27 protein-coding genes and 1 riboswitch are annotated in these 25,996 nt (G+C 69.7%); of the genes, 11 read left to right on the top strand and 16 right to left on the bottom strand.

What is annotated here, in order from left to right; all coding sequences use genetic code 11:
* Positions 1-19: 19 nt before the first annotated feature.
* The 7 genes from ACWGIH_RS02810 to clpS all read right to left on the bottom strand — a co-directional run bounded on the left by ACWGIH_RS02810 (position 20) and on the right by clpS (position 6,409).
* A complete protein-coding gene (locus ACWGIH_RS02810) occupies positions 20-823 on the bottom strand; it encodes an ABC transporter ATP-binding protein (protein ID WP_453448767.1) in 804 nt (267 codons plus the stop codon).
* Positions 820-1,935 carry a FecCD family ABC transporter permease gene (locus ACWGIH_RS02805; RefSeq protein WP_453448768.1) on the bottom strand — a complete coding sequence of 372 codons (1,116 nt, stop codon included), beginning with the start codon at positions 1,933-1,935 and terminating at the stop codon, positions 820-822. Before ACWGIH_RS02805 ends, ACWGIH_RS02810 begins: the two co-directional genes overlap by 4 nt.
* A gap of 47 nt (positions 1,936-1,982) precedes the next feature.
* The gene (locus tag ACWGIH_RS02800; protein ID WP_453448769.1) at positions 1,983-2,942 is read right to left on the bottom strand and encodes an ABC transporter substrate-binding protein; all 960 of its coding nucleotides are present in this window, start codon (positions 2,940-2,942) and stop codon (positions 1,983-1,985) included.
* Between the two features lie 45 nt (positions 2,943-2,987).
* Positions 2,988-3,105: riboswitch (cobalamin riboswitch) on the bottom strand.
* 2 nt (positions 3,106-3,107) lie between these two features.
* Positions 3,108-3,530 carry a M67 family metallopeptidase gene (locus tag ACWGIH_RS02795; RefSeq protein WP_361836495.1) on the bottom strand — a complete coding sequence of 141 codons (423 nt, stop codon included), beginning with the start codon at positions 3,528-3,530 and terminating at the stop codon, positions 3,108-3,110.
* A 91-nt stretch (positions 3,531-3,621) separates the two neighbouring features.
* The gene (locus ACWGIH_RS02790; protein ID WP_453448770.1) at positions 3,622-5,094 is read right to left on the bottom strand and encodes an amino acid permease; all 1,473 of its coding nucleotides are present in this window, start codon (positions 5,092-5,094) and stop codon (positions 3,622-3,624) included.
* A gap of 392 nt (positions 5,095-5,486) precedes the next feature.
* Positions 5,487-6,083 (bottom strand): DUF2017 domain-containing protein, encoded by a 597-nt coding sequence (locus ACWGIH_RS02785; protein WP_453448771.1) that lies wholly within the window; start codon positions 6,081-6,083, stop codon positions 5,487-5,489.
* Positions 6,084-6,094: 11 nt separating this feature from the next.
* Entirely contained in the window at positions 6,095-6,409 is a 315-nt protein-coding gene (gene clpS / locus ACWGIH_RS02780) for an ATP-dependent Clp protease adapter ClpS (protein ID WP_160505277.1), read from the bottom strand.
* Positions 6,410-6,489: 80 nt separating this feature from the next.
* Here clpS and ACWGIH_RS02775 point away from each other — a divergent pair, with 80 nt between their 5' ends.
* Both ACWGIH_RS02775 and ACWGIH_RS02770 read left to right on the top strand, forming a co-directional pair.
* Positions 6,490-7,818 carry a nicotinate phosphoribosyltransferase gene (locus ACWGIH_RS02775; protein WP_453448772.1) on the top strand — a complete coding sequence of 443 codons (1,329 nt, stop codon included), beginning with the start codon at positions 6,490-6,492 and terminating at the stop codon, positions 7,816-7,818.
* Positions 7,819-7,944: 126 nt separating this feature from the next.
* On the top strand, positions 7,945-8,529 hold the full coding sequence (locus ACWGIH_RS02770) for an isochorismatase family protein (protein ID WP_453448773.1): 585 nt from the start codon (positions 7,945-7,947) through the stop codon (positions 8,527-8,529).
* 35 nt (positions 8,530-8,564) lie between these two features.
* On the opposite strand, the gene ACWGIH_RS02765 is transcribed toward ACWGIH_RS02770, so the two are convergent.
* Positions 8,565-8,918 carry a hypothetical protein gene (locus ACWGIH_RS02765; protein WP_453448774.1) on the bottom strand — a complete coding sequence of 118 codons (354 nt, stop codon included), beginning with the start codon at positions 8,916-8,918 and terminating at the stop codon, positions 8,565-8,567.
* A 156-nt stretch (positions 8,919-9,074) separates the two neighbouring features.
* Positions 9,075-11,441, bottom strand: coding sequence for an immune inhibitor A domain-containing protein (locus tag ACWGIH_RS02760; RefSeq protein ID WP_453448804.1), 2,367 nt, complete (start codon positions 11,439-11,441; stop codon positions 9,075-9,077).
* A gap of 516 nt (positions 11,442-11,957) precedes the next feature.
* Here ACWGIH_RS02760 and ACWGIH_RS02755 point away from each other — a divergent pair.
* Positions 11,958-12,251, top strand: coding sequence for a hypothetical protein (locus ACWGIH_RS02755; RefSeq protein WP_453448775.1), 294 nt, complete (start codon positions 11,958-11,960; stop codon positions 12,249-12,251).
* A 57-nt stretch (positions 12,252-12,308) separates the two neighbouring features.
* Here ACWGIH_RS02755 and ACWGIH_RS02750 read toward each other — a convergent pair whose 3' ends face one another.
* Positions 12,309-12,995, bottom strand: a complete 687-nt coding sequence (locus tag ACWGIH_RS02750) for an RDD family protein (protein ID WP_453448776.1) — start codon at positions 12,993-12,995, stop codon at positions 12,309-12,311.
* Between the two features lie 109 nt (positions 12,996-13,104).
* Positions 13,105-14,640 carry an RDD family protein gene (locus tag ACWGIH_RS02745; protein ID WP_453448777.1) on the bottom strand — a complete coding sequence of 512 codons (1,536 nt, stop codon included), beginning with the start codon at positions 14,638-14,640 and terminating at the stop codon, positions 13,105-13,107.
* A 232-nt stretch (positions 14,641-14,872) separates the two neighbouring features.
* Between ACWGIH_RS02745 and ACWGIH_RS02740 the strand changes: the two genes are divergently transcribed.
* On the top strand, positions 14,873-15,352 hold the full coding sequence (locus ACWGIH_RS02740) for an SsgA family sporulation/cell division regulator (RefSeq protein ID WP_453448778.1): 480 nt from the start codon (positions 14,873-14,875) through the stop codon (positions 15,350-15,352).
* A 21-nt stretch (positions 15,353-15,373) separates the two neighbouring features.
* Here ACWGIH_RS02740 and ACWGIH_RS02735 read toward each other — a convergent pair whose 3' ends face one another.
* Positions 15,374-16,753: an FAD-binding oxidoreductase gene (locus ACWGIH_RS02735; RefSeq protein WP_453448779.1), complete on the bottom strand. Its 1,380-nt coding sequence runs from the start codon at positions 16,751-16,753 to the stop codon at positions 15,374-15,376.
* Between the two features lie 98 nt (positions 16,754-16,851).
* On the opposite strand from ACWGIH_RS02735, the gene ACWGIH_RS02730 reads away from it, so the two are divergent.
* Positions 16,852-18,402: a tetratricopeptide repeat protein gene (locus ACWGIH_RS02730; protein ID WP_453448780.1), complete on the top strand. Its 1,551-nt coding sequence runs from the start codon at positions 16,852-16,854 to the stop codon at positions 18,400-18,402.
* 8 nt (positions 18,403-18,410) lie between these two features.
* Here ACWGIH_RS02730 and ACWGIH_RS02725 read toward each other — a convergent pair whose 3' ends face one another.
* From ACWGIH_RS02725 to hppD, 4 genes are read right to left on the bottom strand one after another with little or no spacing between them, the layout of a single operon-like run.
* Entirely contained in the window at positions 18,411-18,998 is a 588-nt protein-coding gene (locus tag ACWGIH_RS02725) for a nitrile hydratase subunit alpha (protein ID WP_453448781.1), read from the bottom strand.
* Positions 18,998-19,285: an SH3-like domain-containing protein gene (locus ACWGIH_RS02720; RefSeq protein WP_453448782.1), complete on the bottom strand. Its 288-nt coding sequence runs from the start codon at positions 19,283-19,285 to the stop codon at positions 18,998-19,000. Before ACWGIH_RS02720 ends, ACWGIH_RS02725 begins: the two co-directional genes overlap by 1 nt.
* Positions 19,278-19,577 (bottom strand): hypothetical protein, encoded by a 300-nt coding sequence (locus ACWGIH_RS02715; RefSeq protein WP_453448783.1) that lies wholly within the window; start codon positions 19,575-19,577, stop codon positions 19,278-19,280. Before ACWGIH_RS02715 ends, ACWGIH_RS02720 begins: the two co-directional genes overlap by 8 nt.
* Positions 19,578-19,629: 52 nt before the next feature.
* Positions 19,630-20,799 (bottom strand): 4-hydroxyphenylpyruvate dioxygenase, encoded by a 1,170-nt coding sequence (gene hppD, locus ACWGIH_RS02710; RefSeq protein ID WP_453448784.1) that lies wholly within the window; start codon positions 20,797-20,799, stop codon positions 19,630-19,632.
* Between the two features lie 133 nt (positions 20,800-20,932).
* On the opposite strand from hppD, the gene ACWGIH_RS02705 reads away from it, so the two are divergent.
* The 6 genes from ACWGIH_RS02705 (at position 20,933) to ACWGIH_RS02680 (ending at position 25,949) form a co-directional block, all read left to right on the top strand.
* The gene (locus ACWGIH_RS02705) at positions 20,933-21,403 is read left to right on the top strand and encodes an Lrp/AsnC family transcriptional regulator (RefSeq protein WP_160505290.1); all 471 of its coding nucleotides are present in this window, start codon (positions 20,933-20,935) and stop codon (positions 21,401-21,403) included.
* A 37-nt stretch (positions 21,404-21,440) separates the two neighbouring features.
* On the top strand, positions 21,441-22,088 hold the full coding sequence (locus ACWGIH_RS02700; protein WP_453448805.1) for an ABC transporter permease: 648 nt from the start codon (positions 21,441-21,443) through the stop codon (positions 22,086-22,088).
* A gap of 16 nt (positions 22,089-22,104) precedes the next feature.
* The gene (locus tag ACWGIH_RS02695) at positions 22,105-23,397 is read left to right on the top strand and encodes a betaine/proline/choline family ABC transporter ATP-binding protein (protein ID WP_453448806.1); all 1,293 of its coding nucleotides are present in this window, start codon (positions 22,105-22,107) and stop codon (positions 23,395-23,397) included.
* A gap of 26 nt (positions 23,398-23,423) precedes the next feature.
* Positions 23,424-24,302, top strand: a complete 879-nt coding sequence (locus tag ACWGIH_RS02690; protein ID WP_453448807.1) for an ABC transporter permease — start codon at positions 23,424-23,426, stop codon at positions 24,300-24,302.
* Positions 24,299-25,270, top strand: a complete 972-nt coding sequence (locus tag ACWGIH_RS02685; RefSeq protein WP_453448785.1) for a glycine betaine ABC transporter substrate-binding protein — start codon at positions 24,299-24,301, stop codon at positions 25,268-25,270. The genes ACWGIH_RS02690 and ACWGIH_RS02685 overlap by 4 nt, the downstream gene beginning before the upstream one ends.
* A gap of 88 nt (positions 25,271-25,358) precedes the next feature.
* On the top strand, positions 25,359-25,949 hold the full coding sequence (locus ACWGIH_RS02680; protein WP_453448786.1) for a helix-turn-helix domain-containing protein: 591 nt from the start codon (positions 25,359-25,361) through the stop codon (positions 25,947-25,949).
* Positions 25,950-25,996 lie beyond the last annotated feature (47 nt).

The raw sequence follows: 25,996 nt of genomic DNA, 5'->3' as shown, positions 1-25,996 counted from the left end.
GGTGGATGTTCTGCGTCCATCACGTGGATGACGGGAGCTGCGGCGCAGCTGAGGGCAGGTAGGTGACCGTCGGGGCGCCGGTGGCCGGATGCACCGCCACCTCCGCCGTCACTCCGTACACCTCGGCGAGGAGCTCGCTGGTCAGGACCTCCTTCGGCGCTCCCGACGCGACGAGACGACCGGCGGCGAGGACGTACAGGCGGTCGCAGTAGAAGGCCGCCAGATTGAGGTCGTGCAGGGCGAGCAGATTCGTCGTGCCGAGATCGCGGACCAGGCCGAGGATCTCCAGCTGGTAGCGGATGTCCAGGTGGTTGGTCGGCTCGTCGAGGACGAGGACGCCCGGCTGCTGCACCAACGCCCTCGCCACGAGCGCACGCTGGCGCTCGCCGCCCGAGAGCCCGGCGAAGACGCGATGGGCGAGGCCGTCCGCGCCGACCCGCTCCAGGGCCGCAAGGACCAGCTTCTCGTCCTCGGCCGTGTCCGCCTCCCAGAAGCGTTTGTGCGGGGAGCGGCCCATGGCGACGATCTGCCGGACGGTGAGCTCGAAGCCGGTGTGCCCGTCCTGCGGGACGGTGGCGATGCGGCGGGCGCGGTCCTTGGCCGAGCGGTCGGCCAGGTCGGCGCCGTCCAGGAGGACGCGGCCGCCGGTGGGCGCGAGGGTGCCGTAGACGCAGCGCAGGAGGGTGGTCTTGCCGCTGCCGTTGGGACCGACGAGGCCGACGGTCTCGCCTCGGCCGGCGTGCAGGGTGACGTCGTCGACGAGGGTTTTCTCACCCACGCGGTAGGTGAGGGACTCGGTGCGCAGGACTGCCGGTTCGCTCATGCGGTCACCTCCGTACGGTTCTTGCGCAGCATCCACAGGAAGAACGGACCGCCCGTCAGCGCGGTGAGGACGCCGACCGGGATGTCCTGCGGCGCCGCGACCGTGCGCGCGGCGAGGTCGGCGGCCACCAGGAACACCGCACCCATCAGGGCCACCACCGGCAGCAGCGCCCGGTGCGCGGCGCCGACCAGCATCCGGGCCGCGTGCGGCACCATCAGGCCGACGAAGCCGATGGCCCCGCTGTACGCGACGAGTACGCCCGTCAGGAGCGAGGCGAGGACGAAGACGCCGGCGCGGAAGCGGGCCGTGTCGAGGCCGAGGACGGTGGCGCCTTCCTCGCCGACCAGGAGGAGGTCCAGGGGCCTGGCGAGGGCGACGAGCAGCGCCGTGCCCGCGATGAGTGCGATGCCGGGCAGGGCGAGCATGTCCCAGCGGGCGCTGCCGAGGCCGCCGAGGGTCCAGTACAGGACTTCCTTGAGGTGGTCGGCGCTGTCGGCGGTGATCAGGATCAGGCTGGTCAGGGCGGAGAGGATGTATGAGACGGCCACTCCGGCGAGGATCAGGCGGCCGGTGGCGAATCCTCCCCCGCCGGACCTGGCCAGGGTGTAGACGACGAGCAGGGAGAGCAGCGCTCCCGCGAAGGCCGCGGCCGGGATGGTGACGGTGGTGGCCAGACCCGCCCCCAGGCCGAAGACGCTGCCCAGGACGATGACGGCGACGGCTCCCGCGGAGGCGCCGGAGGAGACGCCGAGGAGGAACGGGTCGGCCAGCGGGTTGCGCACCAGGGCCTGGAGGACGGTGCCGATGACGGCGAGACCCGCGCCCACGGCTGCGCCGAGCAGGACCCTGGGGAGTCTTACGTCCAGGACGATGGTGCGGAACGGGGAGGGGTCCGCGCCGCCCGTCAGGATCTCCAGGACGTCCGCCGTCGGGATCCGGACGGAGCCCAGCGCGAGGCCTGCGACGATCGCCGCGGCGAGGGCTGCGCAGAGCGCCGCGACGACTGTCGCGTAGGCCAGTCGTCTGCGGGGTGGTGTGACCCTGGCGGGGCCGTCCCCAACCCCGCCCCTTCCCGAAAACCCGCTCGGCGCGGGGGCCCTGGTCGCCGTCATCACCGGCTTCGCCGAGTTCGTCCTCGAACGCCGGACCGGCTGGATGTTCACAGCTGGTCCGCCAGCTTGCCCACCGCCCCCGGGGCCCGCACCCCCACCACCACATCCGACAGCGGCAGTACCGCGAAGCGCTCGTGCTTGACGGCGGGGACGTCCGCGAGGACCGGGTCGTCCAGGAGGCGCTTCTTCTTCTGGGCGACCGTCGTGCCGCCGTAGTCGAGGATCACGATCGTCTCGGGCTTGCGGTCGACCACCGATTCCCAGGACGCGTCGCCGAAGGGCTTGTCCAGGTCGGCGAAGACGTTGCGGCCGCCCGCACGCTCGATGATGTCGTTGCCGATGCCCCGGCCGCCGGCCGTGAAGGCGGTCTTGTCGCCGCTGTCGTAGACGAAGACGGGGACGGGCTTCCCGGACTTCGACTCCTTCGCCGTGGCGGCCAGTTCGCGCTTCGCCGCGGCCACCCACCTGTCGGCCCGCGCCCGGACCCCGAAGGTGCTGCCGACCTCGCGGACCTCCTGGTAGACGTCGTCCATCGACACGGCCCGCTTCGCGCAGCCCTCGACGTTGAGCCGGCTCTCGACGCCGGATTTGGCGAGGGCCCCGCGGCTGCGGCCCTCGCCCGCAAGGAAGGCGCTCGCGTAGCCGCCGTAGACGAAGTCGGGGTTCGCGGCCAGGAGCTTCTCGTAGGAGGGGTACTCCTTGGCGAGGACCGGGGTGTCCGCGTAGGCCTTGGCGTACTTCGGCAGGACCGTGTCGTCCAGGTACGCCGTGCCCGCGATGCGGTCCTTCAGGCCCAGCTCCAGCATCACTTCCGTCACGTGCTGGTTCATCGTGACGGCGCGCTTCGGGGGTGCTTCGTACGTCGTCTTCACACCGCAGTTCGTCACCGTGTACGGGAAGCCGGGTGCCTTGGACTCCGGCTTCGGGTCGGTGCCGCCGGAGGACGAGCACGCGGCGAGCGGGACCAGCAGGGCCGCGGCGACAAGCGCGCGTATGGGGCGGGACATGGCTGAGCTGCCTCCTCCAGGGGATTTCCGCGTCCCCTGCGTCGTGGGAGAAGAAGGCGGCAGGTCAGTTCCTGACTGCCCCACCCGCGAAGGGTGGGGTCACAGTGGCGGGACCGTGCCGGATTCGCACCGGCTTCCTGGGTCCTGCCGCCTCATAGGTGAAGCTCAGTATGCCTGGACGACCTTCACCTCTTCTTCGGTGACCTCGCCGTCCACGATCCGGTAGGAGCGGAACTGGAACTCGCCCGCGTCGTCGGTGTCGGCCGTGGAGACCAGGACGTAGTGGGCGCCCGGCTCGTTGGCGTACGTGATGTCGGTGCGCGAGGGGTAGGCCTCGGTCGCCGTGTGCGAGTGGTAGACGATCACCGGCTCCTCGTCGCGGTCGTCCATCTCGCGGTAGAGCTTGAGGAGGTCGCCCGAGTCGAATTCGTAGAACGTGGGTGAGCGCGCCGCGTTCAGCATGGGGATGAAGCGCTCGGGGCGGCCGGTTCCCTCCGGGCCCGCGACCACACCGCAGGCCTCGTCGGGGTGGTCCTGGCGCGCGTGCGCGACGATCTGGTCGTGGAGGGCCTGGGTCAGGGTCAGCATGGCAGCCAGGATAAGCAGAAGGGCCGGCCCGTACCGAAGAGTGGTACGGACCGGCCCACATGCTGGGATCAGGCAGGTTGATCGGCCGGGGTCAGGACTTGAGCACGTCCTTCGGGCCGGCCTCGCCGCCGCCCGTCGCCTGCTTCTCGCGCTTCTGCATGGCCAGGTAGCCGATGCCCAGGATCAGGGCCCAGACCGGAGCCGCGTAGAGCGAGATCCGCGCGTCCTCGTCGATGCCCATCATCACGATGACCATCGCGATGAAGGCGAGCGCGAACCAGCTCGTGTACGGGGCACCCGGCGCCCGGAAGGTGGACTGCGGCAGCTCGCCGCGGTCGGCCTTGCGGCGGTACTTGATCTGGCAGACCAGGATCATGATCCAGGCCCACATGCCGGAGATCGTCGCGAAGGAGACGACGTAGTTGAACGCCTCGCCCGGCCACTGGTAGTTGATCCACACGCCGACCAGCATCAGGGTCGCGGAGAAGGTGGTGCCGACCAGCGGCAGACCGTTCTTCGTCAGCTTGGTGAAGAACTTCGGGCCCTGGCCGTTGAGCGCGAGGTCGCGCAGCATGCGGCCGGTGGAGTACATGCCCGAGTTGCAGGAGGAGAGCGCGGCCGTCAGGACGACGAAGTTGACGATCGCGGCGCCGATGCCGAGGCCCATCTCCTGGAAGGCCGCCACGAACGGCGAGACGCCCGGCTGGAACGTGGTCCACGGCACGACCGAAAGGATCATGATGAGTGCGCCGACGTAGAAGACGGCGATGCGCCACGGCACGGTGTTGATGGCCTTGGGCAGGACGGTCTTCGGATCCTTGGACTCGCCCGCGGTGACGCCGACGAGCTCGACGGCGAGGAAAGCGAACATCACGATCTGCAGCGTCATCAGCGTGGAGCCGATGCCGTTCGGGAAGAAGCCGCCCTGGTCCCACAGGTGGGAGACGGACGCGGTGTCACCGGCGTCGGAGAAGCCGATGGTGAGGATGCCGGCGCAGATGAGGATCATGCCGATGATCGCGGTGACCTTGACCATCGAGAACCAGAACTCGAGCTCACCGAAGAGCTTCACCGAGATCAGGTTGGCGCCGTACAGGATGACCGTGAAGATCAGCGCGTACGCCCATTGTGGAATGGCGTCGTGTGTCCAGTACTGCATGTACTGGGCCGCGGCCGTGACTTCCGTGATGCCGGTGACGACCCAGAAGAGCCAGTACGTCCAGCCGGTCACGTACCCGAAGAACGGGCCGATGAATTCACGCGCGTACTCCGAGAAGGAGCCCGACACCGCGCGGTACATGAGCAGCTCGCCCAAGGCGCGCATGATGAAGAAGATGACAAGGCCGGCGATGGCGTACGCCAGGATGAGGCTCGGACCGGCCTTGTGAATGGCCTTGCCCGCGCCGAGGAACAGGCCGGTGCCGATGGCACCGCCGATCGCGATCATCTGGATCTGCCGGGCACCGAGCCCGCGCTGATATCCCTCGCCTGACGTACCGGACGAACCGCCCGTTCCGTCGGCCTCATTGCCGTCGTGGTGCTCTTCGACCTGCACTGAGGTCATGGTGACGCCTTTCTCCACGCTGATCCGTGCCCGCAGTCTGCGTATGGCCACGGATCAGGTCCTGATCCCCCCGGATATGGATGGAGTGCTACCGGCGGTCTGCCGGCCCGAGCGCCACCGGTGACATGGGTGGCGTCACCGAGTGGTCGTGAAGATTTATCACGGCCGCAACAGTGATCGGCCGGGGCGCGTGTGGCCCATGCCACGAGAAGAACCGGACAAAATTCCCCTGACGCGTCAAACGTGGGCATTGAAGTGACGCGATCGTTATCCGGATTTGAGCGTCCGATGAGCGAACGGGGGGTAACGCTGCCCCATACATCGACTTTGCGGGTGCACCGATCGGCTCACGTGTGACGCGCGCGACTCGCCGCGCGTCCCCCGCGGGACTTCTAGCCGATCAGCGTGGAGACGAGCGTCTCCTGGAGGCCACCGAGCCAGAGGTAGGCCATCACCATCGGTTTGCGGGCGTCGGAGTCCGGCAGCTGGTAGAGCAGGTCCGTGTCCTCCTCGTCGGTCACCTCGAGGCGGGCGCCGATCGCCAGGCGCAGGTCGTTGAGCGCGCCGAGCCAGTGCCGCGACTCGTCGGCGGACAGCTTCAGGACGGCGCCACCCTCGCCCCTGGACGCCATGGCGTCCAGGGAACGGATCACCACCAGGGCGTCGTCGCGCTTCTTGGCCCGCAGGTCATTCTCGGTGAAGCGCCTGAACTCCGATGAGTACGCGCGCAGTTCGTCCTCGTCGGCCTTCTCGCTGCCGGGGCCGCCGTACGCGTCGGGCAGCAGCCTCTGGAGAACGGGGTCGGTGGGCGGCTCGCTCGGGCCCTCCGCGAACAGCTCCGCGAGGGGGTCGTCGGAGGCGTCCTCGGCCGGACCCGGGCCGATCAGCTCCAGGAGCTGCACGGCGAGGGAGCGGATGATCGAGATCTCGACCTCGTCGAGCGCGACGGCCGCGCCGCCCCCGGGGATGGCTTCGAATTGTCCTGGCATCAGATGTGTCGCTACTTCCGGTCCTGCTGGAGGGTGGCCCAAAGACCGTATCCGTGCATGGCCTGTACGTCGCGCTCCATCTCCTCGCGGGAGCCGGTGGAGACGACCGCGCGGCCCTTGTGGTGCACGTCCATCATCAGCTTCGTGGCCTTCTCCTTCGAGTACCCGAAGTAGGACTGGAACACGTAGGTCACGTAACTCATCAGATTGACCGGGTCGTTGTGGACGAGCGTGATCCAGGGAACGTCGGGCTCCGGGACGGCGAAGGTCTCTTCGTCGGATTCCGGGCGGGTGATCTCTGCGGGAGCCGTACTCACTTGTCCCATGCTGCCACCCGCAGGGGGCCCTCGCACAAATGGACCCGGGAAATCGTCAGAGTGACGAGATGCGGGGTAGCATCCTTCGTATGAACACAGCGGACCTTGGGCTGCCGGTGGATGTTCCGTCGACAGCGCTCTTCACGGATCACTACGAGCTCACGATGCTGCAGGCCGCGCTGAAGGCCGGCACCGCCGACCGGCGCTCCGTCTTCGAGGTCTTCACGCGCAGACTGCCCGAGGGGCGCCGCTACGGAGTGGTGGCCGGGACGGGCCGGGTCCTGGACGCCGTGGAGAACTTCCGCTTCGACGCCGACGTCATCGGCTTCCTGCGCGAGCGCCGCGTCGTCGACGAGGCGACCCTCCAGTGGCTCTCCTCGTACCGCTTCGGCGGCGACATCTGGGGCTATCCGGAGGGCGAGGTCTACTTCCCCGGCTCCCCGATCCTGCGCGTGGAGGGTTCCTTCGCGGAGTGCGTGCTCCTGGAGACGGTGATCCTCTCCATCCTCAACCACGACTCGGCGATCGCGGCCGCCGCCTCCCGGATGGCCTCGGCCGCCGGGGAGCGCCCGCTGATCGAGATGGGCGCACGGCGTACGCACGAGCTGGCCGCGGTGGCCGCCTCGCGCGCCGCGTACGTCGGCGGTTTCACCACCACGTCCGACCTCGCGGCCGGGTTCCGCTACGACATCCCCACGGTCGGCACGTCGGCCCACGCCTTCACCCTGCTGCACGACAACGAGCGCGACGCGTTCCAGGCCCAGGTCGACTCGCTCGGCCCCGGCACGACGCTGCTCGTCGACACGTACGACGTGACCGAGGCCGTCCGCACGGCCGTCGAGGTCGCCGGACCCGAGCTCGGCGCCGTGCGCATCGACTCCGGGGACCTGCTCCTGGTCGCCCACCGGGTGCGCGACCAGCTGGACGAGCTCGGGGCGACCAAGACGAAGATCGTCGTCACCTCCGACCTCGACGAGTACGCCATCGCCTCGCTCGCGGCGGCGCCCGTGGACGCGTACGGCGTGGGCACGCAGCTCGTCACCGGCTCCGGACACCCGACGTGCTCGATGGTCTACAAGCTGGTGGCCCGGGCGCACTCGGCGGACCCGAAGGCCCCGCTGGAGCCGGTGGCCAAGAAGTCCCTTGGCGCCAAGTCGTCGGTGGGCGGTCGCAAGTGGGCCGCGCGGCGGCCCGACGAGCACGGGACCGCCGAGGCCGAGGTGATCGGCACGGGAGCGGTGCCGGTGGAGCTCGCCGAGCACCAGCTCCTGGTCGAGCTGGTCAAGGGCGGTGAGGTGGTGGCACGTGAGCCGCTGGACACCGTGCGCGAGCGGCACGCGGCGGCGCGGGCCCGGCTGCCCCTGTCGGCCACGCAGCTGTCGAAGGGCGAGGCCGTCATCCCGACGGAATACATCTGATTGTGCGCCGGAGCGGAGAAGGGGCGTTCGAACGCCCTCTCCCGCTTCGCGTGTGAAGTCTCTACGCTCGGTTCATCCGGCCGAGTCCCCTACTCCCCCGAGCCTTGCCGAGCCGAAGGACACCCGATGCGCCGCGCCCTGATCGTCGTCGATGTGCAGAACGACTTCTGCGAGGGCGGCAGCCTCGCGGTCGCCGGGGGAGCCGATGTGGCCGCCGCGATCACCGAGCTGATCGGCCAGGCGCCCGCGGGCTACCGGCACGTGGTGGCCACCCGTGACCACCACATCGAGCCGGGCGACCACTTCTCCGACCAGCCGGACTACGTCGACTCCTGGCCGCCGCACTGCGTGGCGGGCACGGAGGGGACCGGCTTCCACCCGAACTTCGCGCCGGCCGTGGCCTCCGGTGCCATCGAATCGGTCTTCGACAAGGGGGCCTACTCGGCCGCCTACAGCGGCTTCGAGGGGGCCGACGAGAACGGCGTCTCGCTGGCCGACTGGCTGCGGGCCCGGAAGATCACCGAGGTGGACGTGGTGGGGATCGCCACGGACCACTGCGTGCGCGCCACGGCCCTCGACGCGGTCCGTGAGGGCTTCGGCACGACGGTCCTGCTCGACCTGACGGCCGGCGTCTCCAAGGAGACGACCGAGCGGACGGTGGAGGAGCTGCGGGCTGCCGGAGTGGAGCTGACGGGCAAGCCGGTGGTCTAGCCCCTCCAAGGGCGCGTACAGCCCGCAGAGGCAGATCACACGCCCGAGGTGCTCGCCTCCGGCCGCCCGGGTCTCTGACCCTGGAGCGCCTGCCGCTTCAGGGCGCGGATGGGATGCCACAGCTCGGCGGCAGCGTCCGGCGACGTACGCCATATCAGCCCGTCCGGGTGATGAAGGACCGCGGTGATCTCGTCCGGCGTCGGCGGCTCCGCGTTGCCCCGCAGATAGACGGCCCGCATGCCGAGGTTCCGCAGGCGGGTCAGCGCCCTCGCACGGTTCACCGCGTGGACGACCATGCGGACGCTGCCGCCACCCAGAGCCGGGTTCGGCAGGGTCAGGGCCACCACCACGCTGCCGTTCGGCAGCTTGCTGAAACCTCCTGCGGACATGGCTGGTCACACCCCCGTGAGACGTCGCACAGGGTCCGCCATCGGTACAGCCGGGCCCTGTGTCAATAAGAGATCCACAGGACGCACCTAAACACGATCGGCCGCCGCCCGCTAGAGGGCGACGGCCGATCATGGCTTGACCTGCATAAATGCCGATTACTTCGTGGAGGGGCCCACCTGGACCGTGATCGACGAGCCGTCCTTCGGCTGCTTCACGATCTTGATCTGGGTGTTGGTGTCAGTGACCTTGACACTTCCCGTGCCGTTCTCCTTGAACCAGTAGGTGCCCTTGCGGTCGTCGAAGACCGGGACGCCCTTCTGGGACTTGATCTTCAGCGCGACGTCCGCGTTGTGGAGCGTGAACTTGTCGGTCGCGTACTTGCTGAAGGGCGCGTCGAACGGCTGGATCTTGTTCCGCAGCAGGGTGCCGTCCGCCCACTTGAGCGGCTTGGCGTGCGCGTCCACCGGCAGGATCAGACCCTCGCCGGGGTGCGCGCTGGTGTTGTTGTCCTTCTGCGAGGTGTCCCACTGCCAGACCATGAGACCGGTCTGGTACGGGTAGTGCTCCACCCAGTCCGGACGCGACTTCGAGAAGCCGAAGTTGTACGGGCCGACCTTCAGGGTCTTGTCGTACGACACGTACTGCCGGTTCTCGGCGAGGTAGTACTGGTCGTACTTCTTGGTGAAGGACTCGCCGATGCGCGAGAAGCCCTTCGCCGTCCAGCCGTTGTCGTCGCCCTCGGCGCCGTCCTCGAAGACCTTGGCGCCGTCCGCGGTGATCGCGAGGGCGTCGGCCGCGAAGCCCTTGCCGCCCGCGCCGCCGTCCGTCGAGTAACGGAAACGGACGTCGACCTTCTTGCCGGCGTACGCGTCGAGCGAGAACGCGAGCTTCTTGTACGCGCCCGACGCACCGGTCAACGCGGGCTTGTCACCGGCGTCGCGCGGGATGGGCTTGCCGTCCGCGGTGCCGTCCACCGGCGTCCAGTTGGCGCCGCCGTCCGTCGACACCTCGGTGTAGAGGTAGTCGTAGTTGGCCTCGATGTCCCACCAGCCGTCGAGCGTGAGCTCGGCCTTGGACTTGCCGGTCAGGTCGACCGAGCGCGTCAGGGTGTTCTTGAGGTCGTCGCCCTGGTCGCTCCACCACTGCTTGGAGCCCTCGGTGGGCTTGGTGACCGTGGTGGTGACGGCCTTCTTGGGGAGGTCGACGACGAGCGCCTGGCGGTGGCGGGTGTTGTACTCCGCGACGCCGAGCTTGTGCTCGGACGTCGTCGCGGCCTTGGCCTTGGCGTAGTCGAGCCAGCCCAGCTGGAACTTGTCCCAGGCGGTCATGTCGCCGGGCAGGTCACCGATGGCGTTCTTGCCGGTGCCGAGCCAGGAACCGGCCGACATCAGCGACCAGAAGCCGACCGAGTTCTCGCCCTTGCCCGAGGTGTCGTACAGGTCGGGCAGGCCCAGGTCGTGGCCGTACTCGTGGGCGAAGACGCCGAGGCCGCCGTTCTCCGGCTGCATCGTGTAGTCGCCGACCCAGATGCCCGAGTCGCCGATCTGGGTGCCGCCGGCCTTGTTGTTCGAGGGGCCGGTGTTGCCCGCGTCGTTGCCGTACGCGTACCAGCGGTGCGCCCACAGGGCGTTGGTGCCCTCGGCGCCGCCGCCGGCCGACTCGTCCTCGCCCGCGTGGACGATCTGGAAGTGGTCGATGTACCCGTCGGGCTCGTTGAACTCGCCGTCGCCGTCGAAGTCGTAACGGTCCCAGAGGTCGTACTTGGCGAGGTCCGCCTTGATCTGGGCGTCCGTGCGGCCCTGGGCCTTCTGGTCCTTGGTCCAGGCGGTGACGCCGTCCTTCACCGCGTCCCAGACGTTGGCGCAGTTGGTGTCACCGCAGTAGTTGGAGCCGTAACGGGCCTCGTTGTAGTCGACCTTGACCCAGTCGGAGACCTCTCCGTCGACCGAGTAACGGCCGGACGAGGTCTTCTCGTAGTAGGTCTTCAGGGACTCCTTGGTCTTGCCCTTGGAGTCCTTGCCCTCACCGAAGTAGAGGTCCTGGAAGTGCTTCTGGTTGTAGTCCTTCTGCCAGGCCGTGCTGTTGTCCTTCGCACGGTCCGGCTCGGCTATCTTGTTGTGCGCCGGGCCGGGCTTGCCGCCGTACTTCTTGACGGGCGCCTCGGGGCCTTCCGGGCCGTCCGGGTCGAACATGGTGGTGTCGTCCACCTTGTCCCCGAACTCGACGAGGATCGTGAAGATCTTGTCGGTCTTCTCCCGGCCGAGCTCGACGTACTTCTTGTCGTCGAGCTTCACGACCTGCGAGCCGCCGCGCTTCTGCACCTTGGCGTCGCCCTCGATGACCTGCTCGAGGGCCGCCTTGCGCTGCTGGGCCTGCTGCTTGCTGAAGGGTCCTTCGAGGTCGTGGTCGACCTGCGCCTTGGCCCTGCTCGGGTCCTGCCGGTCGATGGCGGGTGCCCCGCTCGGCTCGCTCTCGTCGGCCGATGCGGTGGCTGCCGAGAACGTGGCGGCTGCCGCGGCCATCGCCACGGCAGCCGCGGTGGCTCTGAACGTCCGTCTGCTGACTCTCACTTGATGCTGTCCTCCCCCGCGTCCGCGCGGAGGCGGGCCGAGGTCCCGGTCGGAGGAGGTCCGCGCGCGATACGCGTCACAAGTGACGACATTGGACCGGAGATACGGGAGAAAAGACAGACCTTGACTTGAACAGGCCAAGTACACTATGCAGGCCGGGAGATCCGCTATCCGGACGTGCACGCCCGGCCTTCGGCATGGTCAACAGGCGCGTCCCACCGTCCACTTGATGGACGTCATGAACCCGTGCGCCCCCTGTGCTGCCGCACCGTGGGTTAGGTCACGCTTACCGCCCGTTCCCGTCGGGCATGCAGCGGAATAGAGTCAATCGACGGTGCGCTCCTGCGCGAGGCGGCACATCGCAAGTCGTCGCAGCCGAGCACCCTTTGATTCGTATACAGCTTCACATTGGGCTCGACCACCTCCGCATCCGCTGCCCCGAGGACGGATTACGCCATGCCTCGTCCCATGCCGCTGCCTCGTCCGACCCCTGCTCAGGTCACCTACGGCACGCTGACGGTCATCTTCTCGACGCTCGCCATGCTGCTGCTGTCCCAGACGAGTTCGGGCCTCGCGATCGCGGTGATAGCCGTCGCCGCCCTCGGCCTCGGCTTATTGGTGGCGATGACGGTCCCCCAGCCGAAACCCGCGGCCGCACCGGCCGCACGCGTCGCTCCCGCCACCACCGTGGAGCGCGTCCCGGCCCAGCGCGCCTCCGCCTCCGTGCTCGCCGAGTCCGTACGCGAGCCGGCGGGCCCGTGAGGATCACGAGCCCGCCCGAACTGCCGATGTTCTTGCCGCCGAGGCGGTCTGCCGTGGTCAGCCGGTGCTGACCACCACCGTCTTGGCCGCCTTGTCGTGCAGGCCCTGCTTGTAGGGCTTGTCGAAGAAGCTCCAGCCGCCGCAGATCGCCGTCCAGATGCAGGCGCAGCAGAACGCGAACGGCAGCCAGAGGACGGCCGCGCGGACGAGCGCGGTCTGCAGGGTGGGGGTCGCCCCGTCGTTGAGGTTCGCGACCCGGAGCCCCAGCCACTTCTTGCCCAGGGTCTGACCCGTCCTGGAGATCATGAAGCTGTCGTACGCGATGTAGAGCACGGCGGCGAGCAGCGACTGCCCGAAGCTCTTCCCGTACTCGACCTTGTCCGGGTCCACGTCGAACTCGCTCGTGCCGAAGCCCCACGAGAGCAGCCAGACCACCACGCCGACGAGGATCATGTCGAGGATCCGGGCCAGCACACGCTTGCCGCTCTCCGCCAGGGGCGGCATCCCGGCGAGAGGGTCGTTGCCTCCGCCGTACGCGCCTCCGCCGCCGCTCCCCCCGTAGGGATCTCCACCGCCGCCGTACGGCGGGGGCGGCGGCGGTGTGCCATAGGGCGATCCGGAGCCGCTGCCGGGTGGGGGCGCGCCGTAGGGGGAGCCGCCTGGGGAGCCCCCGCCCTGCGGGGGCTGCTTCCTGAAGGGGTCGTTGTCGTCGGGGGGCGGGTACTGCGGCGGTTCGGTGCTCATGGGCCGAGTCGACCGCGAGTGCGCCGGGGGCGCATCCGGCGAGCGGCTGTCTGGGTTAAGCGGCGACCGTGGCTCGGTGGCTCACTGCCGCCCCCCGCATCGCGCGGTGCTAGCCCGCCACAAACGTTCCCGCAGCCTTGTCGTGCCAGCACTGCCGCCACGGCCGGTCGAACAGGCCCCACAGGACGCCGACGACCCCGATGACCAGGACTCCCGGCACCGCGTAGACGAGCCAGCGCTTCAGCGCCGAACCGAACGACGGTGTCTCGTGCTCCTCCATGTCCCGCACCTGGAGCCCGAGGACCTTCTTGCCGAGCGTCCGCCCCCACTTGGCCGTGGGCAGCACCTCGTAGAGCACGCCGAAGAGGAGCAGCACGGCCAGGACCATCCCGAGATATCCCGCCGTGGTGCCGTCGAGCAGCCACACGGTGACCTTCTCGCCGGACATCTTGGCCGCGTCGATCTTGCTGTCGACGTGGTCGGCGGCCTTCGCGCCGAGCGGCAGCGCCGCGGCGCCGGTCACGGCCACCAGGACGAGGGTGTCGATGAGCCGCGCGGCGAACCGCTTGCCGAGCCCGGCGGGCCGTCCCGCCGCCTGGTTCTGCGCCATCGCGAGGAACGGGTCGTTGGCCACCGGCTTCCACGGCACGACGGGCTGCTGCTGTCCGTCGCCCTCGGCGAGCTGATGCACCTGCTGCGCCCACGAGGGCGAGCCGCCGCCGGGCCCCGAGGTCACGGGCGAGGCCGCGCCACCGGGCGCACCGCCCTGCTGCGGGACGGTGGGCTGGACGGGCGCGGGCGCCGGAGCAGGTGCGGGCGCCGGGGCGGGCGCGGCTGCCTGCGGGGGTACGGCGGCCTGCGGGGGTACGGCCGTCTGCGCGGGCGCCGGAGTCTGCGCCGCCGCGCCGGAGGACTTCGGGCGCAGGGCCCGGATCGCCATGGTGCCTTCGGTGCCGGGCGAGGCCGCGGTGGGCCGCACGGGACCCGAGGGCCTGCGGAACGTCACGGTGCCCTCCGTCGAGGGCTGCTCCTGCTTGGGCGGTGTGCTCGCCCCCGGCTTGATCGCGCGGATCTGCACGGTGCCGGGTCCGTTCGCCTCGGGGGCGGCGGAGGGAGCGGAAGAAGCAGGGGCAGGAGCGGAGGCAGGCGTGGGGGAAGGGGCGGAGGCGGGCGGTGTCTCCGCCGGGGCCGAAGCGCTCGGCACCCGCGGATCCCGCGGGTCCCGCGGACTCCCGGCCCCCGAAGCGTCCCGCTGCTCGGGCTCGCCCCAGGAGACCCGCCGGTCCTGCTCACCGCCGAGCCCCGTCTGCCGGGCCGCGTCCGCCTGCCACGCGGAAGCGGGTTCGGGCCTGGCCCCGTGCTGCGAGACGTCCGCGTCCACCGCTCCGCCCGTCGCCTCGGACGCCGGCATGGGCTCCTCGTCGAAGAAGTGCGGCCCGGTCTCCTCCGCGGGCGCGGGCGCCGCGCTCCCGGTCCCCGCCCCCGGAGGTGCCGGGAGCGATTCGCCGTCGGTCGGGGCGGGACGACTGGTCCCGGGTACCCAGGCCGCGCCGTTCCAGTACCGGACATATCCGGGAATGGACGGATCGGGGTAGTAGCCTTCGCGGGGCCTGTCGTCGCCTGCGGCCGGAGTTGGGGCGCTCATGTCCGTCGTCCCGTATCTGCTCGGGGGTCTTTTTGAGGCTCCACATCTATCAGACCCTCGCGTCCGCCTGGGCTACTCCTGCCCTACAGACCACTTTCCGGGCACAGTTCAACCACGTATCGACTGCGTACGGAAAAAGTTTCCGGAACCCGCGTAATGCTTCGCGCCCACCGCGCTCTCTCCTTGCACGGGCCCGCTCCAGGGCCCAGGACAAGGAAGGAACAGCACCGACATGCACACCGTGGTGGAACGCGAGCTCGAGCTCAAACTCGTCCTGTCCCCGGAACGCGCGATCGCCGTACCGGCCCGCCTCAGTTACCGCACCGATGATCCCTACGCCGTCCACATCGCCTTTCACATCGGCTCCGAGCACCCCGTGAACTGGACGTTCGCCCGCGAACTCCTGGTCGAGGGGGTGTTCAGGCCCTGTGGGCACGGCGACGTACGGGTCTGGCCGACCAAGGTCGAGGGGCGCAGCGTCGTCCTGATGGCGCTGAGTTCACCCGACGGAGACGCCCTCCTCGAGGCACCGGCGCCCGCCGTGTCCGCCTGGCTGGAGCGCACCCTGCGGGTGGTCCCCCCGGGCTCTGAGGCTGAGCGGCTCGGCATCGACGACGGCCTCGCCGAGCTGCTCACGCCGACCACGGGCCGCTCCGACGACCTGTGGCTGCGCGACCCCTGGCCCTCGGACGAGTCCACGGACGGTGAATGAGCCGACTCACGGGGGCCGGTGTCAGAACAGCTTGCCGGGGTTGAGGAGGGAGAGCGGGTCGAAGGCGGCCTTGATGGCGCGCTGCATCTCCACGCCCACCGGGCCGATCTCGCGCGCGAGCCACTCCTTCTTCAGGACGCCCACGCCGTGCTCGCCGGTGATCGTGCCGCCGAGTTCCAGACCGAGGGCCATGATCTCGTCGAAGGACTCGCGGGCGCGGCGGCCCTCGTCGGCGTCGGCCGCGTCGAAGCAGACGGTGGGGTGGGTGTTGCCGTCGCCCGCGTGGGCGCACACCCCGATCGTGAGGCCGTACTTGTCGGCGATACGGTCCACGCCTTCGAGCATGTCGGCGAGCTTCGAGCGCGGCACGCACACGTCGTCGATCATCGTCGTGCCCTTGACGGCTTCGAGTGCGGTGAGCGACAACCGCCTTGCTTGGAGCAGCAGTTCGGACTCCGTCGCGTCCTCGGCCGGTACCACCTGGGTGGCGCCCGCGGCCTCGCAGAGGGCGCCGACGGCCGCGAGGTCCGCCGCGGGGTCCGCGGTGTCGAAGGCGGCGAGGAGCAGCGCCTCCGTGGTCTCCGGAAGGCCCATGTGGGCGAGCGCGTTGACGGCCCTGATGGTCGTGCGGTCCATCAGCTCCAGGAGGGAGGGACCGTGCCCGCCCTCCATGATCTTGCACACGGCGTCGCAGGCCGCCTTGGCCGAACCGAACTCGGCTGCCAGGACGAGCTGTTGGGGCGGCTGCGGCTTGAGGGCGAGGGTGGCGCGGACGACGATGCCGAGGCTGCCCTCGGAGCCGACGAAGAGACGGGTGAGGTCGTAGCCCGCGACGCCCTTGGCGGTGCGTTTGCCGGTGCTCATGAACCGTCCGTCGGCGAGGACGACGTCGAGGCCCAGCACGTACTCCGCCGTCACGCCGTACTTCACGCAGCACAGGCCGCCCGAGGCCGTGCCGATGTTCCCGCCGATGGTGCAGGTCTCCCAACTGGACGGGTCCGGCGGGTAGTAGAGGCCGTGCTCGTTGACGGCGCGGGAGAGGGCGGCGTTGACGACGCCGGGTTCGACCACGGCGATCCGGTCGACGGGGTTGATCTCCAGGATGCGGTCCATCTTGACCAGCGACAGCACGATGCAGCCCTCGCTGGCGTTCGCGCCGCCGGAGAGGCCCGTGCGGGCGCCCTGCGGGACCACCGGGATCCGTAGCTCGGTCGCGGTGCGCATGACGTGCTGGACCTGCTCGACGGTGCGTGGCAGGACGACGACGGCCGGGGTGCCCGCGTCGCAGAAGCTCGCCATGTCGTTCGCGTAGGAGGACGTGATGTCGGGGTCCGTGAGGACGGCGTCGGCGGGGAGGGCCTCGCGCCCGACACAGAGACGTTCGATGAGTGTGCGGCTCATGATCACAGCCTCGCACCCGGGGCCATCGGTGTGAACCCGTGTGCGACGCCGGTCCGCGTGCCGTGATGTGCTCTTCGTATTGACGCACAGTGAGCGCCATGGAGATCGAGACCGGGTCCGAGTCCGTGACGGAGAAGGCCGGGCAGGCGCGGCCGACGGCCGCGCCCCGCCTCTGGAGCGAGACGCCACGGGGCGGGCGCCGCTCCCCCGCCATGCGGCGGGTCCTCGTCGCCTCCGTCGCCGGGTGTGTGGTGCTCGGCGGTGTGGTGGTGCTGCTGCCCGACTCGGGCGGGAAGGCGGCGCCGCCCGCTCCGGGGCCGGCCGGGCGGGCGATGGCCGCCGCGGGGGCCGGGGCTCCGGCGGCGCTGCCCGACCTGACCGTGCTGATCGGGGAGCGGGAGGCGCATCTGCGCAAGCATCCGGGGGACGACGAGTCGTGGGCGGTGCTCGGGGCCGCCTACGTCGAGCGGGGCCTTCGGACCGCGGACTCCGCGTACTACCCCAAGGCGGAGCAGGCGCTGCGTACGTCCCTCAAGACGCGCCCGGAGGGGAATGCCGAGGCGCTGACCGGCATGGCGGCGCTCGCGAACGCGCGGCACGACTTCCGTGGGGCGAAGAAGTGGGCCGAGGGCGCGGTCAGGCTCGTACCGAAGCGGTGGTCGGCGTACCCGGCCCTGATCGACGCGTACAGCGGACTGGGTGACGCGAAGGGGGTGGGCAAGGCCCTGGAGACGCTCCAGGAGCTGAACGCCGACATCCCGTCCGTGATGGCGCGGTCCGGGCAGGTCTACCGGGACCGCGGCTGGCGTGAGGACGCGGCGGCGAAGCTGACGGACGCGGCGGCGCTCGCGGAGGGGCCCGCGGAGAAGGCGGTGTGCCTGTACCGGGTGGGCGAGCTCGCGTGGGAGCGGGGCGATCCGGCGGAGGCCCTGCGCTACTACGAGGCGGCGCTGGTCGCGGATCCGGACCATCACCCTTCCCTCGCCGGCAAGGGCCGCGCGCTCGCCGCCCTGGGCCGTACGGCGGAGGCCCTGCGCTCCTACCAGAGCGCGCTGGTCAAGCAGCCCGCTCCGGAGTACGCCCTGGAGCTGGGCGAGCTGTACGAGTCGCTGCGGCTCGCCCCGGCCGCCCGGGCGCAGTACGACGTGCTGCGGGCCCGGGTGAAGCAGGAGGGGGTCAACGGCGTCAACGACGAACGGATCCTCGGTCTCTTCGAGGCGGACCACGGGGACGCGGACGCGGCGGTGGGCCGCCTCCGTGCGGAGTTCAAGCGGCACGGGAGTCCGCAGGTGGCGGACGCGCTTGGCTGGGCGCTGCATCGGGCCGGTGAGGACAAGGAGGCGCTGAAGTACGCGACGCGGGCGACGGAGAAGGGTCCGCCGGTCGCGGTGTACGCCTACCACCGGGGGCAGATCGAGCGGGACCTGGGCAAGTACGGTGCGGCTCGCCGTCACATCGGCGAGGCGATGCGTCTGAACCCCCATTTCTCGCCGCTGCTCGCCCCTGCGGCGCGGGCCGCCCTGAACTCCCTGGGCGATCCCCCCTCGGGTGGCCCGGCCCAGATGTACGCCCCTCGGGGCGAACGCCCGGCGCCCCTGCCTTCCCCGTCGCCGAAGCCACGCTCCACGAAGCCGTCGGCCCAGGGCTGAACCGGGGGTCAGAGCTGGGCCGTGCCGATCAGGGCGTTGCGGGTGACGAGCCCGACGAGGTCCGCCTCGGGGAGGGAGGCCGCGGAAAGGGGCCGGCGGGGCAGGACCATGTAGCGGGTCTCCGCGCTGGAGTCCCAGACCGTGACCTCCGTGTCGGGAGGCAGGGTGAGGCCGAACTCCGCGAGGACCGCCCGTGGCTCGCGCACCACCCGGGACCGGTACGCCTCGCTCTTGTACCAGCTGGGGGACGGGCCGAGCAGCCGCACCGGATAGCAGGAGCACAGCGTGCAGACGACGACGTTGTGCAGGTGCGCGGTGTTCTCCACCACCCGCAGCCGCTGCGGCTGGACCCCGCCAGCCGCGTAACCGAGCTCGGCCACCGCCGTCGTACCGTCCGCGAGCAGCCGCTCCTTGAACACGGGGTCCGTCCACGCCCGCGCCACCACCCGCGCCCCGTTCAGCGGGGACGACCCCGCGAGGAACGCGTCCAGGGCTTCGTCGAGGACCGCCCCCGCCACGATCCCCCGCTCCTCCAACAGGGCTTCGAGGCCCCGGACCTGACGGGAGATCAGTGCGTCATCGTGTGTGCCGGACATCAGCCGCCCTCCGAGGGTTCCGGTTCCAGGTAGCTCTCCCACAGGTCGAGCACCACCCCGTGCTCGCCCTCGCCCCACAGCTCCCGCGCGGCGAACCGCACCGCGTACACCTGCTCCACCGGGGCGTCCCCCCGCCCCTGCGAGCTGACGTCCGCCAGCGGGTGGCGCCCCTCGGGCTCGATCACCACGCCCGACTTGCCGCGGGCGTAACGCGGCAGGCGGGTGTGGTGGGGCGGGTCGTGGTGGACGGTGCGGACGCGGGCGCCCGCGACGAAACGGTCACCCATCACGCTCACCCAGCCGACTCACGTCATCGGCCGTCAGCACGCCCTTGCGCACCAACAGCACCCGGATCGCGTGGAACCACCGCTCGTAGTACGACGCCGCCAGGTACTCGCCCGGCGGCATCGTCTCCACGGCGTCCCTGAACTCGTCCAGGTTGTAGACGCCTTCACGCACCAGCGCGCTGTTGAGCGCGAACACCCGCGCCTCCCAGTCCGCGTGGAAGGGCTCCGTGTCGTCGGTGGTGTCGACGGGCCCGAAGCCCGTCATCCCGCCGACGTCATTGATCCTGGCCATGCCCGCACCCTAATGCGGAACCCTCCCGGCAGCCCCTGGGGATCACCAACCTCTACAGATTGCCGCGCTTCTCCTGCTCCCGCTCGATCGCCTCGAACAGCGCCTTGAAGTTGCCCTTGCCGAAGCCCATCGAGCCGTGCCGCTCGATCATCTCGAAGAAGACCGTCGGCCGGTCCTGGACCGGCTTGGTGAAGATCTGGAGCAGGTAGCCGTCCTCGTCACGGTCGACCAGGATCTTCAGCTCGCGCAGGGTCTCGACGGGGACGCGGGTCTCGCCCGCCCACTCGCCGAGGGTGTCGTAGTACGAGTCCGGGGTGTCGAGGAACTGGACACCGTTCGCGCGCATGGAGCGGACGGTGGCGACGATGTCGTTCGTGGCGAGCGCGATGTGCTGGACGCCCGCGCCGCCGTAGAACTCGAGGTACTCGTCGATCTGGGACTTCTTCTTGGCGATGGCGGGCTCGTTGATGGGGAACTTCACCTTGAGGGTGCCGTCCGCGACCACCTTCGACATCAGCGCGCTGTACTCGGTGGCGATGTCGTCGCCCACGAACTCCTTCATGTTCGTGAAGCCCATGACCTTGTTGTAGAAGGCGACCCACTCGTTCATCTTGCCGAGCTCGACGTTGCCGACGCAGTGGTCGATCGCCTGGAAGGTGCGCTTGGCGGGCGGCTCGACGATCGGCGACGCGGCCTTGAAGCCGGGCAGGTAGGGGCCGTCGTAACCGCTGCGGTCGACGAGGGTGTGGCGGGTCTTGCCGTACGTCGCGATGGCGGCGAGGACGACCGTGCCGTTCTCGTCCTTGACCTCGTACGGCTCGGTGAGGCCGCGGGCCCCGTGCTCGACGGCGTACGCGTACGCGGCGCGCGCGTCCGGCACCTCGATGGCGAGGTCGACGACGCCGTCACCGTGCTCGGCGACATGGCCCTCGATGAAGTTGCCCCAGTCCGTGGAGGCCTTGATGACGGAGGTGAGCACGAAGCGGGCGCCGCCGTTGGTGAGGACGTAGGAGGCGGTCTCGCGGCTGCCGGTCTCCGGCCCCGCGTACGCCACGAGTTTCATGCCGAACGCCGTGGAGTAGTAGTGGGCGGCCTGCTTGGCGTTGCCCACGGCGAAGACGACCGCGTCCATTCCCTTGACCGGGAAGGGATCGGCCTCGCGCGCGGTGTGGGGGGTGCCAGAGATGGCCGACGTGGGCTGGGTGTTCGCGGTAGCTGCCATGTCGGCAGGCTCCCGCCGTATCGCAAGGTGCGCAATAGTTTGCGTATTCAGTGGGCAATTTGTATGGCAGCAGGCCAGGATGAGCGGGCTATCTGTACATGATGACCACCCCTGAAGCGGAGCTGAGCACACCATGACGATCGATCATCTGGACGGCAGGCTCATCGTGCTGCTCGCCCGCGAGCCCCGTATCGGCGTCCTGGAGGCGTCCCGCAGGCTCGGCGTCGCGCGCGGGACCGTGCAGGCCCGGATGGACCGCCTTCAGTCGAACGGAGTCATCCGCGGATTCGGTCCTGAGGTCGACCCCGCGGCCCTCGGCTACCCCGTCACCGCGTTCGCGACGCTGGAGATCAAACAGGGCCAGGGCGCCGACGTACGGGCGCATTTGGCGACCGTCGCCGAGGTGCTCGAACTGCACACCATCACCGGTCACGGCGACATGCTCTGCCGTCTGGTGGCCCGGTCGAACGCGGATCTCCAACGTGTGATCGACCGCGTGGTGGGTTTTGATGGCATCGTCCGGGCCTCCACGGCGATCGTCATGGAGAATCCTGTTCCGCTGCGGATCATCCCGCTGGTCGAACAGGCGTCGGAGGACACCTGACGCGGGCGGCCGGCGAGACGGGCAGGTGAGCAGTTCAGTGAACTTCTGGGACTACCTCGGCAACCGCCACCAGCAGTTGCTGACGGACGCCTACCAGCACGCCAGCGCGGTCTTCCAGTGCATGGTCGTGGCGACCGTCATCGGCGTACTGATCGGCGTCATCACGTACCGCAGCGAATGGGCGGGCAATCTGGCCACCACCGCGACCTCCACGATCCTGACCGTCCCCTCGCTCGCCATGATCGGTCTGCTGATCCCCGTCGTCGGCCTCGGCGTCGCCCCGACGGTCATCGCCCTGACCCTCTACGGCCTGCTCCCCATCGTGCGCAACGCCATCGTCGGCCTGCGCGGCGTCGACCCCTCACTCGTCGACGCGGCGAAGGGCATCGGGATGTCGCGTGCCGCACGCCTCGTCAGGGTGGAGCTGCCGCTCGCCTGGCCGCCGATCCTGACCGGTATCCGCGTCTCCACGCAGATGCTGATGGGCATCGCGGCCATCGCCGCGTACGCGTCAGGCCCCGGCCTCGGCAACGAGATCTTCCGCGGCATCGGCTCGCTCGGCAGCAAGAACGCGCTCAACCAGGTGCTCGCGGGCACGCTCGGGATCATCGTCCTGGCCCTGCTCTTCGACGCCGTGTACGTCCTGATCGGCCGCCTGACCATTTCGAGGGGGATCCGTGTCTGAGCCCGTGTCCGAGTCCATGTCCGGGACCACCGCCACTACCACCGACGGGGCGACGACGGCCGAGGGCGCGGCAGCCCCGAACGCCACCACGGGCGCGACGATCGAGCTCGAACACCTCACCAAGCGGTACGCGGGCAGCGGCGACCCGGCGGTGGACAGCGTCAGCATGGAGATCAAGGCGGGCGAGATCGTCATCCTCGTCGGCCCCTCGGGCTGCGGGAAGTCGACCACCCTCAAGATGATCAACCGGCTCATCGAGCCGACCAGCGGCCGTATCCGCATCGGCGGCGAGGACGTCACCGACATGGACCCGGTGAAGCTGCGCCGGAAGATCGGCTACGCGATCCAGTCCTCCGGGCTCTTCCCGCACATGACGGTCGCGCAGAACATCGCCATCGTGCCGAAGATGATCGGCTGGGGGAAGGCGAAGATCAAGAACCGGGTCGAGGAGATGCTGGATCTCGTCGGGCTCGACCCGGCCGAGTTCCACGGCCGCTACCCGCGCCAGCTCTCCGGCGGTCAGCAGCAACGCGTCGGCGTGGCAAGGGCGTTGGCGGCGGACCCGCCCGTACTCCTGATGGACGAGCCGTTCGGCGCCGTCGACCCGATCACCCGCGACCATCTCCAGGACGAACTGATCAGGCTCCAGCACGAGCTGCACAAGACGATCGTCTTCGTCACGCACGACTTCGACGAGGCCATCAAGCTCGGCGACCGCATCGCGGTCCTCCGGGAGCGCTCGCACATCGCGCAGTTCGACACCCCGGAAGCCATCCTCACCAACCCCGCCGACGACTTCGTCTCCGGATTCGTGGGGGCGGGCGCGGCCCTGAAGCGGCTCAACCTCACCCGCGTACGCGACGTGGAGATCGCCGACTTCGCGACGGTGACCGTCGACGACCCGCTGCAGGACATCTTCGACAAGCTGCGGGCCAGCGGCACGAACGAGCTGCTGCTCCTCGACAGACGGCGCCGCCCCTACAAGTGGCTGCGACGCGGTGACCTGATGCGCGCCAAGGGCTCGCTGGCCCGCGCGGGCACGCTCGTCCACGACACGGTCACCCGTGACGCCACCCTGCGCGACGCGCTCGAAGCGGTCCTCACGGACAACGCGGGGCGGGTCGCGGTCACCGGGCGGCGCGGTGAGTACACCGGCGTGGTGGACATGGAGACGCTGATGAACTCCGTCCACGAAATGCTGGAGGCCGACCGGCTCGACGCGGTGGAGCACCAGCACGAACTGCAGGAGCAGCGGGCCGAGTTGACCCACCACGAGCAGGAAGGCCCCGGAGGGGAGGCGAAGGCGTGACAGGCACCCCCGGGAGCAACCCCCGGATCCCCGACCGCACACCGACCCCCGGCGGCGGCCCCGGCCCGCGGCCCGACGGCGAGCACGAGGTCAAGGGCCATCTCTACCGCGACACGGGCGAGGCCGAGCAGGAGCCGCCACCTTCGGGCGCGGCCACGGGCCACCGGCGGCGGATCGGCTGGCAGAAGCTGACCGTCCTGCCCGCGTTCCTCGTCGTCGTCCTTGCGCTCACCTGGTGGTGGTTCGAGCAGGCAGAGCTGGACTCGATCTCGCGGAACGCCCTGGCGGACGGCAACGTCTGGCTCCGGCTTCGCCAGCACATCCAGCTGACGGTGATCTCCACCTTCTTCGTGCTGATCATCGCGATCCCGGCCGGCATCCTGCTGACCCGCAAGAAACTCCGCAAGGCGGCGCCCGGCGCGATGGCCCTGGCCAACATCGGCCAGGCGACACCGGCGATCGGCCTGCTCGCCCTCCTGGTGATCTGGATCGGCATCGGCGAGAAGGCGGCCCTGATCGGCATCATCATCTACGCCGTCCTGCCGGTCCTCTCCAACACGATCGCGGGCCTGAACGCCAACGACCCGACCCTCCTGGAGGCCGCGCGCGGCATCGGCATGTCGGCGTGGGGAGTCCTCGGCAGGGTCGAACTCCCGCTGGCCGTTCCGCTGATCCTGGCGGGTGTGCGCACCGCGCTCGTCCTGAACGTCGGCACGGCGACGCTCGCCACCTTCGGCGGTGGCGGCGGGCTCGGTGACCTCATCACCACCGGCATCACCAACCAGCGGATGCCGGTGCTCATGCTCGGCTCGATCCTGACGATCGCGCTCGCGCTCCTGGTGGACTGGCTGGCCTCGCTGGCCGAACTGGTCCTGCGTCCGCGAGGGTTGGAGGCCGGGTCATGAGGGTCACGTTGCGTACGGCGGCGGTCGGCGTGATGGGCGGGGCGCTGCTCGTGAGCTGCGGTCTCACCAGCGGCAGCCCGATGGTGGACGACGTGAAGCCGGGCACGATCGGCAAGGGGCTCCCCCTGAAGGGCGTCGATCTCACCGTCACGTCGAAGGAGTTCACCGAGCAGCTGGTCCTGGGCGCGATCATGGGCATCGCCTTCGAGGCGGCCGGCGCGGACGTCCTCGACCGGACGGGCATCCAGGGCTCGATCGGCGCCCGCGAGGCCGTCAAGAGCGGCGACGCGGACGCCATGTACGAGTACACGGGCACCGCCTGGATCACCTACCTCGGCAACTCCGAGCCCATCGACGACCCGCACAAGCAGTGGGAGGCGGTGCGTGACGCGGACAAGAAGAACGGCGTGACGTGGCTGCCGCCCGCTGAGCTCAACAACACGTACGCCCTGGCCTTCAACCAGAAGAACGCGGCCAAGTACAAGACGAAGACCCTCTCCGACGTGGCCACTCTGTCGAAGAAGGACCCGGACGCGGTCACGCTCTGCGTGGAGAGCGAGTTCTCCTCGCGCGAGGACGGCCTGCCGGGCATGCAGAAGGAGTACGGGATGAAGATCCCCCCCTCCAACATCACCAAGATGGACACCGGGATCATCTACACCCAGGTCTCCAAGGGGTCGTGCGTGTTCGGCGAGGTCTTCACCACCGACGGCCGCATCAAGGCGATGGACCTGTCGGTGACGGAGGACGACAAGCACTTCTTCCCCAACTACAACGTCGCCCCGGAGATCAACAGCAAGGCGCTCAAGAAGCACCCGAAGATGGCGGAGGTCCTGGACCCCATCACGAAGAAGCTGAACAACACGGTGGCCCAGGAGCTGAACTCCAAGGTGGACGTGCAGGGTCAGGATCCGCATGAGGTGGCGCTGGACTGGCTGGTGCAGGAGGGGTTCGTGAAGGAGGGGTAGCTCTCGCCGGACGGCCCCCGACAGTTGCAAAGACTCCGTTGCAGAGAAACCCTTGCAACGGAGTCTTTGCAACTCTACGCTTACGGCCATGACGGAACAGCCGGAGCCCTTGAAGGTCCGTACGCTCGACGCCCGCTCCCTGCGGGGCATCGCGCACCCCCTGCGGATGCGGCTGCTCGGCTCGTTGCGCATCGACGGACCGGCCACCGCCTCCCAACTCGCCGCGCGATTCGGTGAGTCGAGCGGCGCGACCAGCTATCACCTGCGCCAACTCGCGGCTCACGGCTTCGTCGAGGACGCCCCGGAGCACGGCAAGGGCCGGGAGCGGTGGTGGCGGGCGGCTCAGCAATCCACGGAGTTCAGCAACACGCTCACCCGCGACGCCGATCCTGCGGTGCGCGGGGCGGCCGCGCTGTACCTGCACGAGGTCGCGGCCCTGCACGCCGAGGCACTGTCCACCTGGGTCGGGACCATCCACGAATGGCCCGAGGAGTGGCAGTCCAGCGCGGACATCAGCGACCGGACCCTGCGACTCACCCCTGCGCTCGCCGCCGAGCTGGGCGAGAAGGTCAATCAACTGATCGCGAGCTACCGCGAGTCGCCGCCCAAGGACGACGATCCGCAGGCCGAACACGTACGCATCCACACCCATGTGTTCCCGACGCGCCGACCCGACTGAAAGGGATCCGCCAGCCATGCACCCCGACGTACATCTCCTGCTGCACC

Source organism: Streptomyces sp. NPDC054872 (assembly GCF_053610705.1).
The sequence above is the reverse complement of the archived record's forward strand: the minus strand, read 5'-3'. Positions and strand labels throughout refer to the sequence as shown.

Coding starts and splice junctions, on each gene's coding strand:
- ACWGIH_RS02785 (WP_453448771.1), bottom strand. CDS start 6,083: ATGCCAGGACAATTCGAAGCCATCCCCGGGGGCGGCGCGGCCGTCGCG.
- ACWGIH_RS02755 (WP_453448775.1), top strand. CDS start 11,958: ATGCCGCTGCCTCGTCCGACCCCTGCTCAGGTCACCTACGGCACGCTG.
- ACWGIH_RS02730 (WP_453448780.1), top strand. CDS start 16,852: ATGGAGATCGAGACCGGGTCCGAGTCCGTGACGGAGAAGGCCGGGCAG.
- ACWGIH_RS02775 (WP_453448772.1), top strand. CDS start 6,490: ATGAACACAGCGGACCTTGGGCTGCCGGTGGATGTTCCGTCGACAGCG.
- ACWGIH_RS02695 (WP_453448806.1), top strand. CDS start 22,105: ATGTCCGGGACCACCGCCACTACCACCGACGGGGCGACGACGGCCGAG.
- ACWGIH_RS02685 (WP_453448785.1), top strand. CDS start 24,299: ATGAGGGTCACGTTGCGTACGGCGGCGGTCGGCGTGATGGGCGGGGCG.
- hppD (WP_453448784.1), bottom strand. CDS start 20,799: ATGGCAGCTACCGCGAACACCCAGCCCACGTCGGCCATCTCTGGCACC.
- ACWGIH_RS02800 (WP_453448769.1), bottom strand. CDS start 2,942: ATGTCCCGCCCCATACGCGCGCTTGTCGCCGCGGCCCTGCTGGTCCCG.
- ACWGIH_RS02720 (WP_453448782.1), bottom strand. CDS start 19,285: ATGGGTGACCGTTTCGTCGCGGGCGCCCGCGTCCGCACCGTCCACCAC.
- ACWGIH_RS02750 (WP_453448776.1), bottom strand. CDS start 12,995: ATGAGCACCGAACCGCCGCAGTACCCGCCCCCCGACGACAACGACCCC.
- ACWGIH_RS02810 (WP_453448767.1), bottom strand. CDS start 823: ATGAGCGAACCGGCAGTCCTGCGCACCGAGTCCCTCACCTACCGCGTG.
- ACWGIH_RS02760 (WP_453448804.1), bottom strand. CDS start 11,441: ATGGCCGCGGCAGCCGCCACGTTCTCGGCAGCCACCGCATCGGCCGAC.
- ACWGIH_RS02715 (WP_453448783.1), bottom strand. CDS start 19,577: ATGGCCAGGATCAATGACGTCGGCGGGATGACGGGCTTCGGGCCCGTC.
- ACWGIH_RS02745 (WP_453448777.1), bottom strand. CDS start 14,640: ATGAGCGCCCCAACTCCGGCCGCAGGCGACGACAGGCCCCGCGAAGGC.
- ACWGIH_RS02805 (WP_453448768.1), bottom strand. CDS start 1,935: ATGACGGCGACCAGGGCCCCCGCGCCGAGCGGGTTTTCGGGAAGGGGC.
- clpS (WP_160505277.1), bottom strand. CDS start 6,409: ATGGGACAAGTGAGTACGGCTCCCGCAGAGATCACCCGCCCGGAATCC.
- ACWGIH_RS02770 (WP_453448773.1), top strand. CDS start 7,945: ATGCGCCGCGCCCTGATCGTCGTCGATGTGCAGAACGACTTCTGCGAG.
- ACWGIH_RS02790 (WP_453448770.1), bottom strand. CDS start 5,094: ATGACCTCAGTGCAGGTCGAAGAGCACCACGACGGCAATGAGGCCGAC.
- ACWGIH_RS02765 (WP_453448774.1), bottom strand. CDS start 8,918: ATGTCCGCAGGAGGTTTCAGCAAGCTGCCGAACGGCAGCGTGGTGGTG.
- ACWGIH_RS02725 (WP_453448781.1), bottom strand. CDS start 18,998: ATGTCCGGCACACACGATGACGCACTGATCTCCCGTCAGGTCCGGGGC.
- ACWGIH_RS02740 (WP_453448778.1), top strand. CDS start 14,873: ATGCACACCGTGGTGGAACGCGAGCTCGAGCTCAAACTCGTCCTGTCC.
- ACWGIH_RS02680 (WP_453448786.1), top strand. CDS start 25,359: ATGACGGAACAGCCGGAGCCCTTGAAGGTCCGTACGCTCGACGCCCGC.
- ACWGIH_RS02735 (WP_453448779.1), bottom strand. CDS start 16,753: ATGAGCCGCACACTCATCGAACGTCTCTGTGTCGGGCGCGAGGCCCTC.
- ACWGIH_RS02795 (WP_361836495.1), bottom strand. CDS start 3,530: ATGCTGACCCTGACCCAGGCCCTCCACGACCAGATCGTCGCGCACGCG.
- ACWGIH_RS02705 (WP_160505290.1), top strand. CDS start 20,933: ATGACGATCGATCATCTGGACGGCAGGCTCATCGTGCTGCTCGCCCGC.